Consider the following 14,555-nt stretch of genomic DNA (forward strand, 5'->3'; position numbering starts at 1 on the left):
TTAGGCGGTGGTGTGGGTGGTGAGGTCGGCCAGGCGCAGGGCTGCGGCGATGGCGGTTCCGGCGTCGTTGATGCGGTAGGTGGGGATGTGTTCGCCTCGGTGGATCAGGCCGCGATCCTCGGGCAGGGCCAGTAGGAAGAACTGGCCGCTGTGCAGGCGGTTGTAGTCGAGGGTGTCGACGTCGACGGCGGCCAGGAGCTCGCGCAGGTGCTCGTTGTCGGCCAGGAGCTCGCGGGTGACGTGCTGGACGGCGGCGGGGGAGTAGTGGCGTTCGACGTTCACGCCGTCGCAGCCGTAGCGGACCACTTCGGGTAGTTGGTCGGTGGTGATGGCGACGAGCCGGTCGGGCAGGGTGTCGTAGCTGTCGGTCATGCCGTTGAACGAGGCGGACCGGAAGCCGTCGACCGCGGCTTTGACCTCGGATTCGCGGGGTCCGTCGGTCCAGGAGACGCCGATCCATGCCGACCCGGTGCCTCGGCCCTGGCGGACGGAGAACTTCACGCCGGGCCAGCTCGCCCGCAGGGACTTGCGCATGATGGCGGCGGTCTCTTTGGTGCTGTAGCTGACGGTCATTGGTGACCCCTTCCCGTTGTGAGTGCTGGTTTGCGTGTGCACTGGCCATCTCTTTGCCGGACGGAGTGGACTGCAAGGGAGGAAGTGAAAAAGTCATCCGGCCCGAAGGGCTGCAAACCCGTAGGGCGGGTTAGTTTTTCACGCCCTTGCGGGCCGCGAGTGGAGGTAAGAGAATGCGGCAGGGCAACGCAAACCAACTCAGCCCGAAGGGCCTACCGTGCGGCATAGCCGCTCCGTCCAGGTGACGGCGCAGCCGGCAGCCTCGTGCTGTACTGCCGTACTGCCAGCGGCCAGGCTCGACGCGACCACACCGGACGCACGTGGCAGGGAAGGGGATTGTGCGGGAGCGACGCGGGTCCGGGAGGGCTTGGTGTCGCGGTAGCACTAGTAGTTGCTGTTTGTGTTCGTCATACTCTCCGCATGACCTGGGAAGATTGGCTTCGGTTTGTAATGATACCTCTTGTTGTTGCCGGAGTTACGGCCGTCATTGCGACTCGAAATGCCAAGAAGACACCGCACGAACGTCTAAAGAACTTGGTGGATATTCACAAGAATATGCCCGATTCCCTGGACGGTAGAAAAGTCGTGGAAGGCGCAATAGCACGAGAGCTCGTCGACTTCGATCGCCGACTGGCGGCTGATCAGCGAGGCTTTTGGGCTGGCATAAAGGAACGATTAGCGCAGATCCAGCGACAGAAGGCTGCCCTTGTCGCGGCCGGTGTGATCGGCGTGGCGTTGCCAACTGTGCTATTCGTATTTGCCGGCTGGGGCTCCAAGGTTGGCTTGTGGGCATCGGCACTCGCAGGGCTCGGCACAGTTTTAGGTGCCATCGGTGCCATGTTTGCAGTCCAGGAGGAACGCAAGTCGTTAAATGTTGACCGGGCGGCAGCGGAGATTTCGGCGCATTTCTCGCGGGCGTATATACAAGCCCTTTCTTTGCTCGGCAAATTGGATCTACACGAGACCACCTACGCCTCTTCTGTCTTTGGCAGACTTATCGATATGGGCGTTTTTGAACGTGCGGACATTAAGGGCCCTAATGGTGAGTTGTCTATACGGCTGGTCCTGACTCCAGAAGGCCGGAAGGCGTTGGATTCGGCGTTGGCTCAGGCAGAGGTCCAGAATGCGGCGAAATGGGCGGACGTAGCGAAGGAGAATGGCGCTGAGGGGGACGACGGCCCTGGGCGCGAAGAGCCCGGGGGCGTAGCCCCGGGGTAGGCCGTGCCAGAGATGACGTGCGGCGCAGCCGCCCCGCTGTTCTGTCGTAGTCGAGTAGTGGCACAGACGTCGAGCCGGGGCCGCCGTGGTGGCGGCCCCGACCCGGTGCCTGGTTAGGCGATCCAGCGTCCCGGTGTGATGTGGGTTTCGAGTCCGCCGAGCTTGGCGGCGAAGGCGGCGGCATCGGCGAGGATGGGCCAGGGCTCGGTGAGTACCTGCTGCCAGGCGGCCCAGTCGGTGTCGTCGCCGGTGATGGTGGCGGCCAGGTCGGGGTGGCGGCTCTCGGCGATCATCGTGGCGAGCTCGCGGGCTGCCCCGGCCCGGCGGGCTGTGGTTCGGCCGGCGGCGATGAGGTGCAGGCCGGCGTCGTGGATGGGGTCGGCGGTCTCGGGGTTGGTGGCGACGAGGTCGGCGGCGGCCCAGAGCAGATCGGCGACGCTGCCGATGGCGGCGGCGGTGCCGACGGTGTGAGCGATGTAATCCATGAGGAGGTCCCTTCGTTGTGGTCCGGCCGGTGTGGCGGACGTCGAAGACCTGTGCTGACCGGACGAGGGTGGGCTGTCAACCCCGAAGAGGCAGGCGCGCCGGAAGCCACTTTCGGTTGCGAGCGCAGCGAGCGCGGGTTACCGAAAGTGGTTGGAGCGCACGGGCGGAGCGCAGCGGAGAACGGGCGGTAGCCGCCTGGTGTGGGTTGACAGTTCGGGCCCCCGGTCGGTCACACTCGGTCGACGTGCGCGCGCAAAATGGTGACCACCCACCTGACTGGGAATCTCCCCGGGTCGGTGGCGCAGCGCAGCGGAGCCACCGGGCCGGGACAACGCTGTGCGGCCGTCAGGTCGCTCCGCTGTGCCCCTCGGGCTGGTCGGTCAGCTGGTGGTCGTGCGGCAGGTTCGGCATTCCCACCGCTGGTTGATGAGGGCGCACTTTCGGCGTTCCTCGCACAGCCAGCAGGTCTGTCCGGGCTTCTCCTGCTGACCAGCTTGGATCGCGAGCTGTTGCTCGGTGGCGGCGTCGATGCGTAGCTATTCCTGGGCGCGATAGGCCAGGGCGACGTCATGGTCGCGGGCGGTTTGGACGTCAGCGGTCATCGGTTGCCCGTCGGGGTTGGCACCCCGCCCGTTGCAGGAACGGTGTACCTGCACAGTTCGACGATCAACAACGTCCCGCGGCCGACCGCGTCGTCGATGATCTACACCTCGTTCGGCACACTCGCGCCGGCCGGAGTCATGGGCGCGAAGGCGCGGCTGTTCAAGGAAGGGAGCCTGTGTTCGGCCACAGACTATGTGTACAACACCCTGCCCAAGAACTCGCAATCGGTTGCGGTGGCGCGCGATTGCGGTACCGGCTACTACAACAGCCACGGGTTCGTGGCGGTCAACAATGCCGGGACGGTCTCGGAGTACGTGACCTTCCCGACCGATCCGGTGTTGTTCACGAGCACCGCGGCACTTGCGGCCCCTTCGGGGCCGGCCACGAATGCCCGGGGCCAGTCGTTGGGATCGGCCGCGGAATCCAAGTCCGACTCAGATCTTCCCGACCTGGTCAAGGCGTGGGCGACCAATGGCAAGCCGGGATACGTGAAGTCCGATGATCTGTCGTCTACCAGCGCGGGGGACAGGGCCGGCAACTCGCGCGTCATCGACGTGTACAGCTCGGATGGGTCCACAGTGGTGGGCCAGTTCAAGATCACGACGAGCTGAGCGCAGCGCAGTTGGTCTAGGGCGAGCCGGTTGCGGCTCGCCCTAGACGCGTGCCAGGGGTGTGCGACAGGAGACGAGAGCCATGGACGCCGATCCAAAGTCCTTCTCTGCCAGTTCGATGCCCGTGAGGTGGGCTGCTAGCGCGAGTGCTGGATAGATGAATTGCTCGCGGGTTGAGCGTTGTATCGCGTCGACTAGTTGGGCCGATCGCTCGTCCCCGCTGTCGGGCTGCAATCCGTCCCCAACGTAGGTGACCCCTTGGTGAACGGTGCCAGTTAACTGGCCGTGTTTAAACCACTGCACACGCGCAGTCATGTTCCGTGGCGGCAGGTAGATACTGGCTACGTTTTCGCTGGGCAGTTGGAGGAGGAACGATCCCACCGCACACAGCCCGTGGACATCGGTGAGGATAGTGCCGCCATTGTGGGCGGTCACCATCGCTACGACGCCGACGTCGTTCGGGCCCTCGACATCGTTGTGAAGCACTCGGCCGAGTTCGGTGCCCACATCATCGACCGCGTACCGCTGGACGTCGCCGGTGGTGGCAACCGACCCCGACGATACGACCTCGTCGATGGTCCCGCTGGCAACAGCGATGCTGTATGAGGAGGCAGGCATCCATCGCAACCACCGTCGATGCACCCAGTCCCTTTCAGGTCGCTCCATCGTCACAGTCTACGAGCGCACGTGTTGGTCCGTCTCGATCCCCGCGGAAGGTGGAGGGGTTATCCGTAGGTCACCTCGCCGTAGATGCCGGCTTGGGCGATGACGTCGGCGGCGTTGGCGTCGACGTCGCCGGCGTCGTTGCTGCGGTTGGCCGCTCGGATGAGGTTCCGTAGGTAGTCGGAGACCGCTGCCGAGCCGTCGGCGACGGCGTTGATTCCGCGGGCGATCGTGTCGAGGGTGATCTCGTGTACTGCGTCTTCGAGGTCTTCGATGACGGCGCGTTGGGTGGTGCTCCACCGGTATTCGATGCAGGTCGACCAGTAGCCGATGCCGCCTTCGAGGGCGCAGACGTAGATGTCGGTGAGGAACTGGGTGCGAATATTGGTGCGAGTGGTCATGTGACAGAACTACTTTCACCGAATTTTGGTCAGAGAGGTTGGTTCTGTGCGGCGTAGGCCGCTCCGAGTTGTGCACCGAGCTGGTCGGCGATAGCGGCCAGGTGCACATTCCCCGCGGCACGGCCGCCCCATCGCCGACAGTGGGCAAAGCAACGGCGCCGGCACCGCGGAGCTTGCCCGTCATGGAGTCGGGTCTGCCGTCAGGGAATGGATTCGATGTCGGGCGGGCCGGAGGGCCGCCGGCGGTTGCTCAGGGCGCGGCGTAGCTCGGCCCAGAATCCGAATAGCCCGAGAATCAAGACGTTGACGACGGTGCAGAAGATCGCCATGAGGGTGATCAGGGTTACGTCGCCGGCTTGGTACTGGCCGGAGGCGATCGTGAGGGCCGCGCCGGTCACAAGGGTGACGGTTGAGGCCGCCGGGAGCGCGGCCGCGAGCAGACGCACCCCTCGGCGACGGTGTGGGTATGCCGAGTTGGCGACAGCCAGGGCGAGGACTCCGGCCAATTGCAAGGCGACGGCGAAATACAGGAAGGACCACACGGCTGACCCCTTTCGTAGGTCGGTGTCGTTCAATTTGGGTCATTGTTGCAGCTGCGGCCGACAGACTGCCGTGTTGAGTTGCCGCTGAGCAGCTTCTGCGACCAGCGCCCGGACCGGTGGGATGCGGCGTGCGCCGGCCTCGGCGATGAGTGTGGTGATGCGGTCGAGCAGGTTGTCGCGGTAGGCGTCGGTGATGGTTTTAGTCTACATACGTGTGGGATATAGTCAACACCGTGGAGAGACTTCAGGAGCTGGGCAAGCGTGTGCGCGACGCGCGAAACAGCTGCGGTCAGACGCAGGCCGAGGTAGCCAAAGCTGTTGGCGTGCACCGAACCCACCTGTCGGCGATCGAGGCCGGGCGCGAAAACATCACCATCGGAACGCTCTACCGAATGGCCGATCACTTCGGCATCCCTGCCTCGCACCTACTGCCTGACTGATCCAGCGAGACTTGTCGGACCTTCGTGAGAAGTTGGCTTAGAGCTCGGCCCAGGCCGCACCATTCGTGCAGCCCTGCACCGCCATCGCCACCGGAGCCTCCTCGGTTCGTGACCGAACAAGCTTACGTCACCAACCTCTGAGAGTCGTTCTCCCCCAGCGCCATTCAAGTGCCGATAATTTACGTTATGACGTTTGCGCCGATAGACGTCCGCGCTGTTAGGTGAGGGGTAGCCCGATGACGGCTGCGAGGAGTCCGAGGGCGGCGCAGATTCCGAGCGTGCGAAGTACGGACTGTTTGAGCGGGTAGACAAGGGCGAAGGCGACTGCGGCGATGGCTAGGGCGAGGGGTCGCAGGGTGTCGAGTTGGGGGAGTGCCAGGTGCAGCGGGCCGGCGGTGATCAGTGTGGTGCCGCGGAACAGTGTGTGGATGGCGAAGTAGAGGGCGAGGTTGGCGATGACGCCGACGACTGCGGCGGTGACTCCGTTCAGCGCGGAGGTGAGATGTTTGTTGTTGCGGAGCTTTTCGATGAACGGGGCGCCGAGGAAGATGAACACGAAACTGGGAACGAAGGTGACCCAGGTGGTCAACAGGGCGCCGATGGTGGCGGCGACCCAGGGGTCGAGGCCACCGGGGTTGCGGTAGGCGCCGAGGAACGCGACGAACTGGACGACCATGATGAGCGGTCCAGGTGTGGTCTCGGCAAGGCCGAGGCCGCGCACCATTTCGCCGGGGGTGACCCATCCGTAGACGTCGACTGCTTGTTGGGCGATGTAGGCCAGGACTGCGTAGGCACCGCCGAAGGTGATGAGGGCGGTCCAGGTGAAGAAGGTGCCCTGTTGGGTGAACACGCTGTCGGCGCCGGTGGTGGCCACGATGATGCCCATGGGCACGATCCAGGCCAGCCCGCCTACTGCCAGTACCGAGAGTGCTCGGCGCCAACTGGGTGAGGCGGTGTGGATGGCGTCGTCGGCGATGATGGGTGCAGGCCCGGTGTCGGCGATCTCTTTCTGGGCGGTGACGAAGCGGCGGCCGGTCAGCCAGCCGATGACGCCGGCTACGGCGATGACGATCGGGAACGGGACGGCGAAGACCGCCAGGGCGATGAACGCCGCGACCGCGATCCCGATGTGTATCGGGCCATGTAGTGCCCGTTTAGAGACTCTCGTGACGGCCTGCGCGACGACGGCCAGTACGGCCGGGCCGATACCGGCGAACAGCGCGGCCACGATGGTGGTCGCGCCGAAGGCGACGTAGATCGCCGACAGTCCGAGGATGGCGATCGCGCCCGGGACGACGAACAGGATGCCGGCGATCAGGCCCCCGGCGGTGCCGTTGAGTAGCCAGCCGACGTAGATGGCGAGCTGTTGCGCCTCGGGGCCGGGCAGCAGCATGCAGTAGTTCAGGGCGTGGAGGAAGCGTCGCTGACCGATCCAGCGTCGGTCGTCCACCAGCGCGCGCTGCATCACCGCGATCTGGCCCGCGGGGCCTCCGAAGGTCTGCAGCGAGATCAGGAACCATGCCCACGTCGCGGTGCGTAGCGATACTCCCGCAGACGGGTCGCTGGTTAGGTGTTCCGGACTGGCGGGGACCGATCCTGGCGGGGTGTTCGGGGTGTCCGACGTCATCGTCTGCGCTACTCCTGCGGTGGTGGTGGATCTGTGGTCAGCCAGGGAATCGGTCGAGTTCGCGAAGGAACTCATCGACGTCCAGTGGTCGGTTGCTCTGGGTGTACACGTAGTCATCCCAGGCGATGAGGGCGCTGACTGCGAGGACCCCGAGAACGAAAAGGACTATCCATAAGGGAAATCCGGCGTCGTGCCCGGTTGATGCAGCGGTGGTGATCTCGGCGGGGGTCATCGTTGAGCCTCCTCAAGGTTGGTGCATTCCTCGACACTGAGATGCAACCACGGTTACATTTGTTTTGTCTACCGTCCTGAGGTGGTGGGTGCGCGATGTCACTTGCTGCGTCGACGGGCGAGCTCGTGGTGTGATGGAGGTGAACGACGTGGAGGTGGCACGAGTGGCGGAGGCGTGGGTGATGCTGGTGTACCGGGTACCGCGAGAGCCCTCGACCCCGCGCATCGCGATCTGGCGCAAGTTGCGCAAGTACGGCGTGTTTCAACTGACCGATGGAGTGGTGTTGTTGCCCGCCAGCCCTCGGACGCAGGAGCAGTTGGAGTGGGTGGCTGAGGACGTCGTGTCCGCGGGCGGGCATGCCGAGGTGTGGACGGCCGCGCCGACCAGCCTGGCCGAGTTCGAGCGGATCCGCGACGAGCTGCAGTCCGCACGCGGCGAGGAGTACGGCCAGATCGTCGACGCCGCCGGATCGGCGCTCGGTGAACCTGACCCGGACAAGGCGTTGAAGACCCTGCGGCGCAGACTGCGCGAGGTGACCCGGCGCGATCATTTCCCGACCGACTCGCGAGACCGCGCCGATCAGGCAGTGCGGTCTCTCGCCGATACGCTGGCCGCGTCGCCGGCCCGGCAGTCATGAAGTGGGCAACTCGCGCCGGGGTCCATATCGATCGCGCGGCGTGTGCGTGGTTGATCCGCCGCTACCTCGACTCCGGCCCCGAGTTCGTGTTCGTCACCGATCCTGCCCACGTCCCTTCTGATGCCACAGCGTTCGACATGCGCGGCGTGGACCTCACCCACCACGATGGTGATTGCACGTTCGAGACCATCCTCAAACGCTACGAACTCACCGACCCAGTCCTGTGGACCATCGGCGCGATCGTTCACGAAGCCGACATCGAAGACGACCGCTACGACGCGCCGGAAGCGCCCGGACTCGATGTGGTTCTGCGGGGCCTGTCTCTCATCGGCGACGACGAGCACACCCTTGCGGTCTCTGATGTGGTCTTCGACGGCGTGTACGAGTACTTCCGCCAGAAGGCACTGACTGGGCGAGACCCCTCCTGACTACAGAGGGATCGCGGGGGATCTGGAGACAGGAGACAGGGTGCGATTTCACCACCCGCCCCCGATCTTCGGGGATCAATGCGGAGAGGGCGGCACGGCAGGGCCGCACAGAGCTCGCGCGCGTTTGTAGTGAGCGAGTGACGACGAGCCGGGATGTCCCGGCTCAGGCCGGGGGGGTCAGTCGTGGGGGGCTTCGCCGGTGACTTGGTGGTCTGCGTGGTTGAGGGCTTCGCGGACGAGGCGGGCGAGGTGGCCGTCGGCGAGGGTGTAGATGACGCGGCGGCCGTCGCGGCGGCTGGCGACGAGACCGGTGAATCGGAGTTTGGCCAGGTGTTGGCTGACGGCGGTGCGTGAGGTGTGGCAGGCCTCGGTGAGGGTGGTGACGTCGGCTTCTGCTTGGGCGAGTAGCCACAGGATGTGCAGGCGGGTGGGGTCGGCGAGCATGCGGAAGGTCTCGGTGGCCACCGCCAGGCGGGTGTCGTCGGGTTCGTTGAGGTGGGCCAGGCTCGACGCTGGATCTGTGTAGTGGTCTCGGTGCTGGTCTCGGGTACTGATGACGCTCACCTTTCAGCCTCCGCCAGCACGTCGGACTCGGTGTGTGCCGGCCACAGCGTGGCGGCTGTGATGGCTGCGAGTGTAGCCAGGCAGGCCAGAACGAGCGCGGCAGTGAGCTGACCGAGGCCCGCTCCTACCCATCCGGCGATGGGATAGGTGAGCAGGAAACAGGCATGTGAGAGGGAGAACTGGGCGGTGAAGACCGCCGGGCGGTTGCTGTCGGAAGAGAATTCGCGGAGCAGCCTCGCGGAGGGGGTGTTGATCAGCGAGGTCGCAGCGCCCAGGGTCGCCCAGGTGAGGATCAGCAATACCCAGCCGAGGCCAGGCGCAGGGTCGGTTGCGATGAGCACGCACAATAAGGCGATCCCGATGGGCACGACGGCGGCACCCGAGATCATCACGCGCCGATCGGTGCCGATAGTGAGCAGCCTGGGCATCGCCAGAGCAACGATCATCGATCCCGCCCCGTAGGTGGCCAGGGCGATCGCCACACCTGCCTCGGAACCGCCGAGCATGCCGCGGACGTAGACCACGGTGTTCACCACGACGACACCGGTGGCCGCGGCAACCACCAGGTTCAACGCGAGCAGACCTCTCAACTGTGGGCGCTGCAGCATCACACGGGCCCCCTTGGTGATCCGCTCCACTAGTGACTGTCGTGGCTGATCATGCAAGGAGGGGCGGGGGAGTCGGGAACTCATGACCAGGATCGCCGAAAGTGCGAATCCGACCGACGTCGCGAGAAACACCTGGTTGTAGCTGACAACGGTCAGCAGCGCCGCGGCGAGTATTGGGCTGGTTACCGACTCGAGATCGTAGGCGAGCCGCGACAGCGACAGGCCTTTGGTGTAGTCGTCCTTACGCTCGAGCACGACAGGTATCACCGCTTGAAAAGTGGGGGTGAACGTTGCCGATGCAGCTTGCAGAAGGAAGATCAGGACGTAGATGTGCCACACGTCACTGACAAAGGGCAGCAGGACGGCGATCGAACCGCGGATGAGATCAGCGCTGACCATGACTCGCTTGCGTGAGAATCGCTCGGTCAGCGCAGTGACGACCGGCGCGACGCCCACGTACGCGACCATCTTGATGGCCAGCGCGGTACCCAACACGGCCCCGGCATCACTGCCAGCGATATCGTAGGCGAGCAACCCCAGCGCGATCGTAAGCAGTCCCGTGCCGACCAGCGCAACGACCTGGGCGATGAACAATCGTCGATATGTCGGGTGACGCAACACATCCCACACAGCACATTCTCCGTTCGCAGCAGACGCGGACGCAGATCAGCGTATAGGTGCGCATGTGCGCACGCAACATGTGCGTGTGCTGGCGCAGGGTGCTCAGCGATTGCGGAGGCGCGCAATCACCAGCACGACAGCACCGCCTATGACCAGCACCGCGAATGCGCCAAGTGCGATGAGCCAGAAGGGGATACTAGAGTCACCCGAGGTGGCGACGGGTTCTGCCACGAGTTTTCCCACGCCTGTGGAGGGACGCGTGAGCTCAAATCGGTACAGCCCCTCGATGGGATGCCCATCTGCAGAAACGACGCGGAATCCGACGGTGTAGCTTCCGGCCGGTCCGAGTCCGTTCAGGGATACAGACATGGTGTTGTTCTGCACTCGTGCCGGTCCGACTCCGTAGTCCTTCTCGTCTGGACCGATGACCGCCAGTGTGAAGTACCGAGGTTGGATGTCTTGGTTAAACGTCAGCGACACCTCCGTCGGGGCGCTCTCGATGCGGGCGCCATCAGCCGGCGTGCTTGAGGAAAGCGCCGCATGTGCTTGGGCACTGGGGGCCGAGGGGAGTAGTAGTGCAGCGGAGAGGATGAGAGTTCCGATCAGTCGGACAAGCATGAGGGCACCTTTCGAGAGCACGGGTTCAAGCGTTGCGTGCACGTACCGTGCTTCGCCTCACCATGGTGGGGAGACGGGGAGGGGAGTCGTGATCGTGATCAGCGAAGATCGGCTCGTTGCGGAGGAGCGCGAGTGGGTGCACAGCCGATGTCCGCCTGCTGCGCGTGCGCCAAGGAGTCCCCGTAGCCGGCTTGGTCTGCCTCGACCTTCTGCGGCAAACCAATCGTTGCGAGCGTATGTAGTTGACGCGACAGCGCAGAAATGAACTGGTGGATGGCCGATGCACATCCGACTATTGCGTAGAACACGGCGATGCCCGTCGCGATCACTAGGGCCGCGTGAGCTGGCGAGAGAGTGTAAGTGACCGAGTAGGACTCGGCGGTCAGGAGAAATCCGCCGATTTGTCCAACGATTACTGCCGCTGCCGGACAGCGGACACCGACTCCGCCAGCCGCGCTCGCTCCGACAAGCAGGGAGATCACGCACAACCCACTGAGTTCGAGCGCACTGGGCAAATGTCCACCGAGAACTCCGTGCACCGCTGTTGCAGCCGCGGCGGTCAACGAAGTGGCGTAGCCGCAGACTGCTGCCCGCTCGAACTTCGCCTGCATTGGCTCAGCATAGGCGGCGAGCAGCGGATCGAAACACCAACCTGGGGCTGGGCTGTTCGGTAGGGAATCGACCAACCGGGTTGTGATCGCTATGCTCGCGACTATGAGGCCTCGCACCATCGACACCCGCTCGGCCGGGTCGGTGCGCCGCGCCGCGGCGTTTTTCGCCTCGGTGCTCACAATCGGAATCACCATTGGAGCCGATGTTGTCGCTGGCGCTCGGCCGCTTCACATTGTCACCCTCACGCTAGTCGTCGCGACCGTCGCAGCACTGCGTATGACCTGTTCCGGTACACATAACAGCTTCTTCTCCGTTCTTAATGCGGCAATTGCGATCCAGCCTGTGCTCCATGCCTCGCTTGAGGTTGTGCCGTCGACGTCTGGAGCGGAACAGGCGTCAACGGTTTCGGGTGTGCACATCGCACTGACCGCAGCGGTGATTGCGTTGGTCACCAGCGCGCAGACTGTGTGGATGCAGGCGGCAGCTGTGCCGTCGGCACTTTGGCTGACAGCGGCGCTGATGCGTATTCCCATCCCCGCGTCGGCGGACTGCATTTCTGTGCGGGTGAGTGACGTGCGTGTTGTTCCGATGGTCGGTCGCGCGCACATCTCCACCAGTCCGCGACGTGGCCCCCCGGCGTGGGGCGCCATGGCCACCTCTGCCTGACATCGGTCGGTCGGGACGAATGTTCGCCCATATGTTGGGCATTCTCTCTCGCAGATCCTGCCGCGTGTGACGCAGTCGTCTCGTGGGCAGCCTCAGGCATGCTCGGTTGATCCGGCCTAGCCGTGATCGATCTCATCGCAGTACTGGGTGGTTCACTGTGGCCTTTCCGTGCCCCATTGAAAGCCCAACGTTGTCCAGAATCCAGCTGCCTGCAGAAGCTGTGGCGGCGCGTCACGCACCGAACAATCCGCACTGTCTATTGGAGATCCGAAACCGTCTCGCTCAGCACAGCGTGTACGGGTTTAGCAAGGACTCCACCGACTAGTGAGGCAACCTCCGGGCGAGCGCACCGTGATGCGCTATCGCACACAGCGGACTTTCCGCCCCCCACACACATACTTTCCGGGCGCGCATGGCGTGCCATCGGTCGAGAGGTTTCAGATATGACTGGCCTGATAAGGGTGATTGGTGAGCTGCGCCGTAGGCCAGGTCCCAACACCTCGCACTGTCACAACCGAACAGTCAAAGCCATGCTCGCCGACTTCGGCGGGCTCCGCGGCTACATCACAGATCCCTACGGTCGCCGGTGCATGATCTGTCTTGCGCCGTTCGATGGCGCCGATCCCGACATGTATATCGAACTGCGCTTCACTGAACATCCTGTGCAACAGGGCGGTCATGTCCCCATCAGAACGGGCAGTTTCCTGCTCGCCGAATACAGGCAGCCAGACCCACTCATCTCCGGATCGGACTCGGGCAAGTGACATCGAGATGGCACTGATGAAGACCACCGCTGTGTCAAACTCAGTTGGCGCCATCGTGCGCCTGCTTGGCTGTTGCGTGCTGGCCGGAGTTCTCGTCGCCGGCCTGCTCTACCCCGTGGCCAGCGGAATCGGCGTCGTCTCCAACCGAGCGGCGGCCGCAGTAGGAAATGTCTCGTCAGAACTCCTCGAGGGCACCCTGCCGGAAGTCTCGACGATGACCGATGTCGACGGAAAGCCGATCGCGGTGCTGTTCGACCAGTACCGCTATCAGGTGGGCTACAACGACATCTCGCCCGACATGATCCGCGCGATCATCTCGGTCGAGGACCGACGGTTCCTCGAACACGACGGCGTCGACTGGAAGGGCACCATCCGTGCCGCTCTGAAGAACTCGTCGTCGGGCGAGGTCCAACAGGGTGCGTCGACCCTCGATCAGCAGTACATCAAGAACTACCAGCTCCTCGTGCTCGCCCGGACCGAGGCCGATCGCCAGGCCGCGGTGGAGACCACGCCCGCGCGCAAGCTCCGCGAGGTGCGGATGGCGCTGACCCTCGAACAGACGCTCATCGATCAGGCCAAGCGCGACAAGGGACTCGACGACGCCGCTGCCAAGCAGGAGGCGAAGAAGCAGATCGTCACCCGGTACCTGAACGTGGTGCCGTTCGGCAACAACGCCTACGGCATCGAGGCCGCCGCGCAGACCTACTTCGGCATCCCCGCCAAGGACCTCAGGGTCGAGCAGGCCGCGCTGCTCGCCGGCATGGTCCAGTCCAGCTCCGCGCTGAACCCGTACTCCAACCCCGAGGCCTCCCTCGCCCGCCGGAACGTCGTGCTGGAAACGATGATCGAGAACTTCCCGGAACGGCGTGACGAGCTGATCGCGGCCAAGGAGAAGCCGCTCGGCGTGCTGCCGCGTCCGCAGACCCCGACGCAGGGATGCATCGCGGCGGACAACAACGGCTTCTTCTGTGACTACGCCCTGCAGTTCCTGGCCGAGAACGGCATGTCCCGCAACTCGGTCCTGCGCGGCGGCTACATCATCCAGACCACGCTCGACCCCGAGGTCCAGCGTTCCACCGTGCGCGCGGTCAAGGCGCAGGCCAGCCCGACCGCCGACGGTGTCGCCGACGTGATGAGCACGCTGCGCCCCGGCAAGAAGTCGCACGACGTGCTGTCGATGGCGTCGAGCCGCGATTACGGCCTCGACCTCGATCGCGGCGAGACGATGCAACCCCAGCCGTTCTCCATGGTCGGTGACGGCGCCGGCTCGGTGTTCAAGATCTTCACCGTCGCCGCCGCGATGGAAAAGGGGATAGGGATCAACACCGCTCTGCCAGTACCCAATTCGGTGACGGTGCAAGGCATGGGAAGCAGCGGTGGGGCCAACGGATGTCCCGTCAACGCCTATTGCGTCAAGAACTCCGGCCGATACCCGGCCTCGTTGTCGGTGACCAACGCTCTCGCGCAGTCGCCGAACACGGCGTTTGTGAAGCTGCTCCAGCAGGTGGGCGTGAAGCCCGCGGTCGACATGGCCGTTCGGCTGGGCCTGCGTTCGTACACGATTCCCGGGTCGTCGGGTTACGGCGAGAAGAGCATGGCCCAGTACGTCAAGGACGGGAACTTCGGCTCCTTCACCCTCGG

19 protein-coding genes are annotated in these 14,555 nt (G+C 64.4%); 8 read left to right on the top strand and 11 right to left on the bottom strand.

Annotated elements, in window-relative coordinates; all coding sequences use genetic code 11:
- Nucleotides 1-573, bottom strand: coding sequence for an LPD29 domain-containing protein (locus B1818_RS21660; protein ID WP_078113967.1), 573 nt, complete (start codon nucleotides 571-573; stop codon nucleotides 1-3).
- 420 nt (nucleotides 574-993) lie between these two features.
- Here B1818_RS21660 and B1818_RS24040 point away from each other — a divergent pair, with 420 nt between their 5' ends.
- A complete protein-coding gene (locus B1818_RS24040) occupies nucleotides 994-1,791 on the top strand; it encodes a hypothetical protein (protein ID WP_139363066.1) in 798 nt (265 codons plus the stop codon).
- A gap of 113 nt (nucleotides 1,792-1,904) precedes the next feature.
- On the opposite strand, the gene B1818_RS24045 is transcribed toward B1818_RS24040, so the two are convergent.
- Nucleotides 1,905-2,276: a hypothetical protein gene (locus tag B1818_RS24045; protein ID WP_139363067.1), complete on the bottom strand. Its 372-nt coding sequence runs from the start codon at nucleotides 2,274-2,276 to the stop codon at nucleotides 1,905-1,907.
- A gap of 645 nt (nucleotides 2,277-2,921) precedes the next feature.
- Between B1818_RS24045 and B1818_RS21680 the strand changes: the two genes are divergently transcribed.
- On the top strand, nucleotides 2,922-3,491 hold the full coding sequence (locus B1818_RS21680) for a hypothetical protein (protein ID WP_139363068.1): 570 nt from the start codon (nucleotides 2,922-2,924) through the stop codon (nucleotides 3,489-3,491).
- Nucleotides 3,492-3,533: 42 nt separating this feature from the next.
- Here B1818_RS21680 and B1818_RS21685 read toward each other — a convergent pair whose 3' ends face one another.
- The 3 genes from B1818_RS21685 to B1818_RS21700 all read right to left on the bottom strand — a co-directional run bounded on the left by B1818_RS21685 (nucleotide 3,534) and on the right by B1818_RS21700 (nucleotide 5,130).
- Nucleotides 3,534-4,157 (bottom strand): hypothetical protein, encoded by a 624-nt coding sequence (locus tag B1818_RS21685; RefSeq protein WP_176455973.1) that lies wholly within the window; start codon nucleotides 4,155-4,157, stop codon nucleotides 3,534-3,536.
- A gap of 59 nt (nucleotides 4,158-4,216) precedes the next feature.
- Nucleotides 4,217-4,555: a hypothetical protein gene (locus tag B1818_RS21695; protein ID WP_078113974.1), complete on the bottom strand. Its 339-nt coding sequence runs from the start codon at nucleotides 4,553-4,555 to the stop codon at nucleotides 4,217-4,219.
- Between the two features lie 200 nt (nucleotides 4,556-4,755).
- Nucleotides 4,756-5,130 carry a hypothetical protein gene (locus B1818_RS21700; RefSeq protein ID WP_139363070.1) on the bottom strand — a complete coding sequence of 125 codons (375 nt, stop codon included), beginning with the start codon at nucleotides 5,128-5,130 and terminating at the stop codon, nucleotides 4,756-4,758.
- Nucleotides 5,131-5,330: 200 nt separating this feature from the next.
- On the opposite strand from B1818_RS21700, the gene B1818_RS21705 reads away from it, so the two are divergent.
- The gene (locus B1818_RS21705; protein WP_254859803.1) at nucleotides 5,331-5,537 is read left to right on the top strand and encodes a helix-turn-helix transcriptional regulator; all 207 of its coding nucleotides are present in this window, start codon (nucleotides 5,331-5,333) and stop codon (nucleotides 5,535-5,537) included.
- A gap of 217 nt (nucleotides 5,538-5,754) precedes the next feature.
- Here B1818_RS21705 and chrA read toward each other — a convergent pair whose 3' ends face one another.
- Together chrA and B1818_RS21715 are read right to left on the bottom strand one after the other, a co-directional pair.
- Nucleotides 5,755-7,164 (bottom strand): chromate efflux transporter, encoded by a 1,410-nt coding sequence (chrA, locus tag B1818_RS21710; protein ID WP_078113976.1) that lies wholly within the window; start codon nucleotides 7,162-7,164, stop codon nucleotides 5,755-5,757.
- 37 nt (nucleotides 7,165-7,201) lie between these two features.
- Nucleotides 7,202-7,396 (bottom strand): hypothetical protein, encoded by a 195-nt coding sequence (locus B1818_RS21715; RefSeq protein WP_078113977.1) that lies wholly within the window; start codon nucleotides 7,394-7,396, stop codon nucleotides 7,202-7,204.
- A gap of 148 nt (nucleotides 7,397-7,544) precedes the next feature.
- Between B1818_RS21715 and B1818_RS21720 the strand changes: the two genes are divergently transcribed.
- Together B1818_RS21720 and B1818_RS21725 are read left to right on the top strand one after the other, a co-directional pair.
- The gene (locus B1818_RS21720) at nucleotides 7,545-8,033 is read left to right on the top strand and encodes a Chromate resistance protein ChrB (protein WP_254859805.1); all 489 of its coding nucleotides are present in this window, start codon (nucleotides 7,545-7,547) and stop codon (nucleotides 8,031-8,033) included.
- On the top strand, nucleotides 8,030-8,461 hold the full coding sequence (locus B1818_RS21725) for a chromate resistance protein ChrB domain-containing protein (RefSeq protein ID WP_078113978.1): 432 nt from the start codon (nucleotides 8,030-8,032) through the stop codon (nucleotides 8,459-8,461). Before B1818_RS21720 ends, B1818_RS21725 begins: the two co-directional genes overlap by 4 nt.
- 177 nt (nucleotides 8,462-8,638) lie before the next feature.
- On the opposite strand, the gene B1818_RS21730 is transcribed toward B1818_RS21725, so the two are convergent.
- The 4 genes from B1818_RS21730 to B1818_RS21745 form a co-directional block, all read right to left on the bottom strand.
- On the bottom strand, nucleotides 8,639-8,965 hold the full coding sequence (locus B1818_RS21730) for a metalloregulator ArsR/SmtB family transcription factor (RefSeq protein WP_254859814.1): 327 nt from the start codon (nucleotides 8,963-8,965) through the stop codon (nucleotides 8,639-8,641).
- 56 nt (nucleotides 8,966-9,021) lie between these two features.
- Nucleotides 9,022-10,263: an MFS transporter gene (locus tag B1818_RS21735; RefSeq protein ID WP_078113979.1), complete on the bottom strand. Its 1,242-nt coding sequence runs from the start codon at nucleotides 10,261-10,263 to the stop codon at nucleotides 9,022-9,024.
- A gap of 93 nt (nucleotides 10,264-10,356) precedes the next feature.
- Nucleotides 10,357-10,872, bottom strand: coding sequence for a copper resistance CopC family protein (locus tag B1818_RS21740; protein ID WP_078113980.1), 516 nt, complete (start codon nucleotides 10,870-10,872; stop codon nucleotides 10,357-10,359).
- 98 nt (nucleotides 10,873-10,970) lie between these two features.
- Nucleotides 10,971-11,483, bottom strand: coding sequence for a hypothetical protein (locus tag B1818_RS21745; RefSeq protein ID WP_078113981.1), 513 nt, complete (start codon nucleotides 11,481-11,483; stop codon nucleotides 10,971-10,973).
- Nucleotides 11,484-11,586: 103 nt separating this feature from the next.
- On the opposite strand from B1818_RS21745, the gene B1818_RS21750 reads away from it, so the two are divergent.
- The 3 genes from B1818_RS21750 to B1818_RS21760 form a co-directional block, all read left to right on the top strand.
- Complete coding sequence (locus B1818_RS21750; RefSeq protein ID WP_139363071.1) at nucleotides 11,587-12,150, top strand: hypothetical protein; 564 nt, start codon at nucleotides 11,587-11,589, stop codon at nucleotides 12,148-12,150.
- Between the two features lie 530 nt (nucleotides 12,151-12,680).
- Nucleotides 12,681-12,914 carry a hypothetical protein gene (locus B1818_RS21755; RefSeq protein WP_078113983.1) on the top strand — a complete coding sequence of 78 codons (234 nt, stop codon included), beginning with the start codon at nucleotides 12,681-12,683 and terminating at the stop codon, nucleotides 12,912-12,914.
- A 31-nt stretch (nucleotides 12,915-12,945) separates the two neighbouring features.
- A partial coding sequence (locus B1818_RS21760) for a transglycosylase domain-containing protein (RefSeq protein WP_254859808.1) occupies nucleotides 12,946-14,555 on the top strand: 1,610 nt, incomplete at its 3' end.

The organism is Gordonia sp. IITR100 (assembly GCF_002009645.1).
In the GTDB taxonomy this organism is placed as follows: Bacteria; Actinomycetota; Actinomycetes; order Mycobacteriales; family Mycobacteriaceae; genus Gordonia; species Gordonia hongkongensis.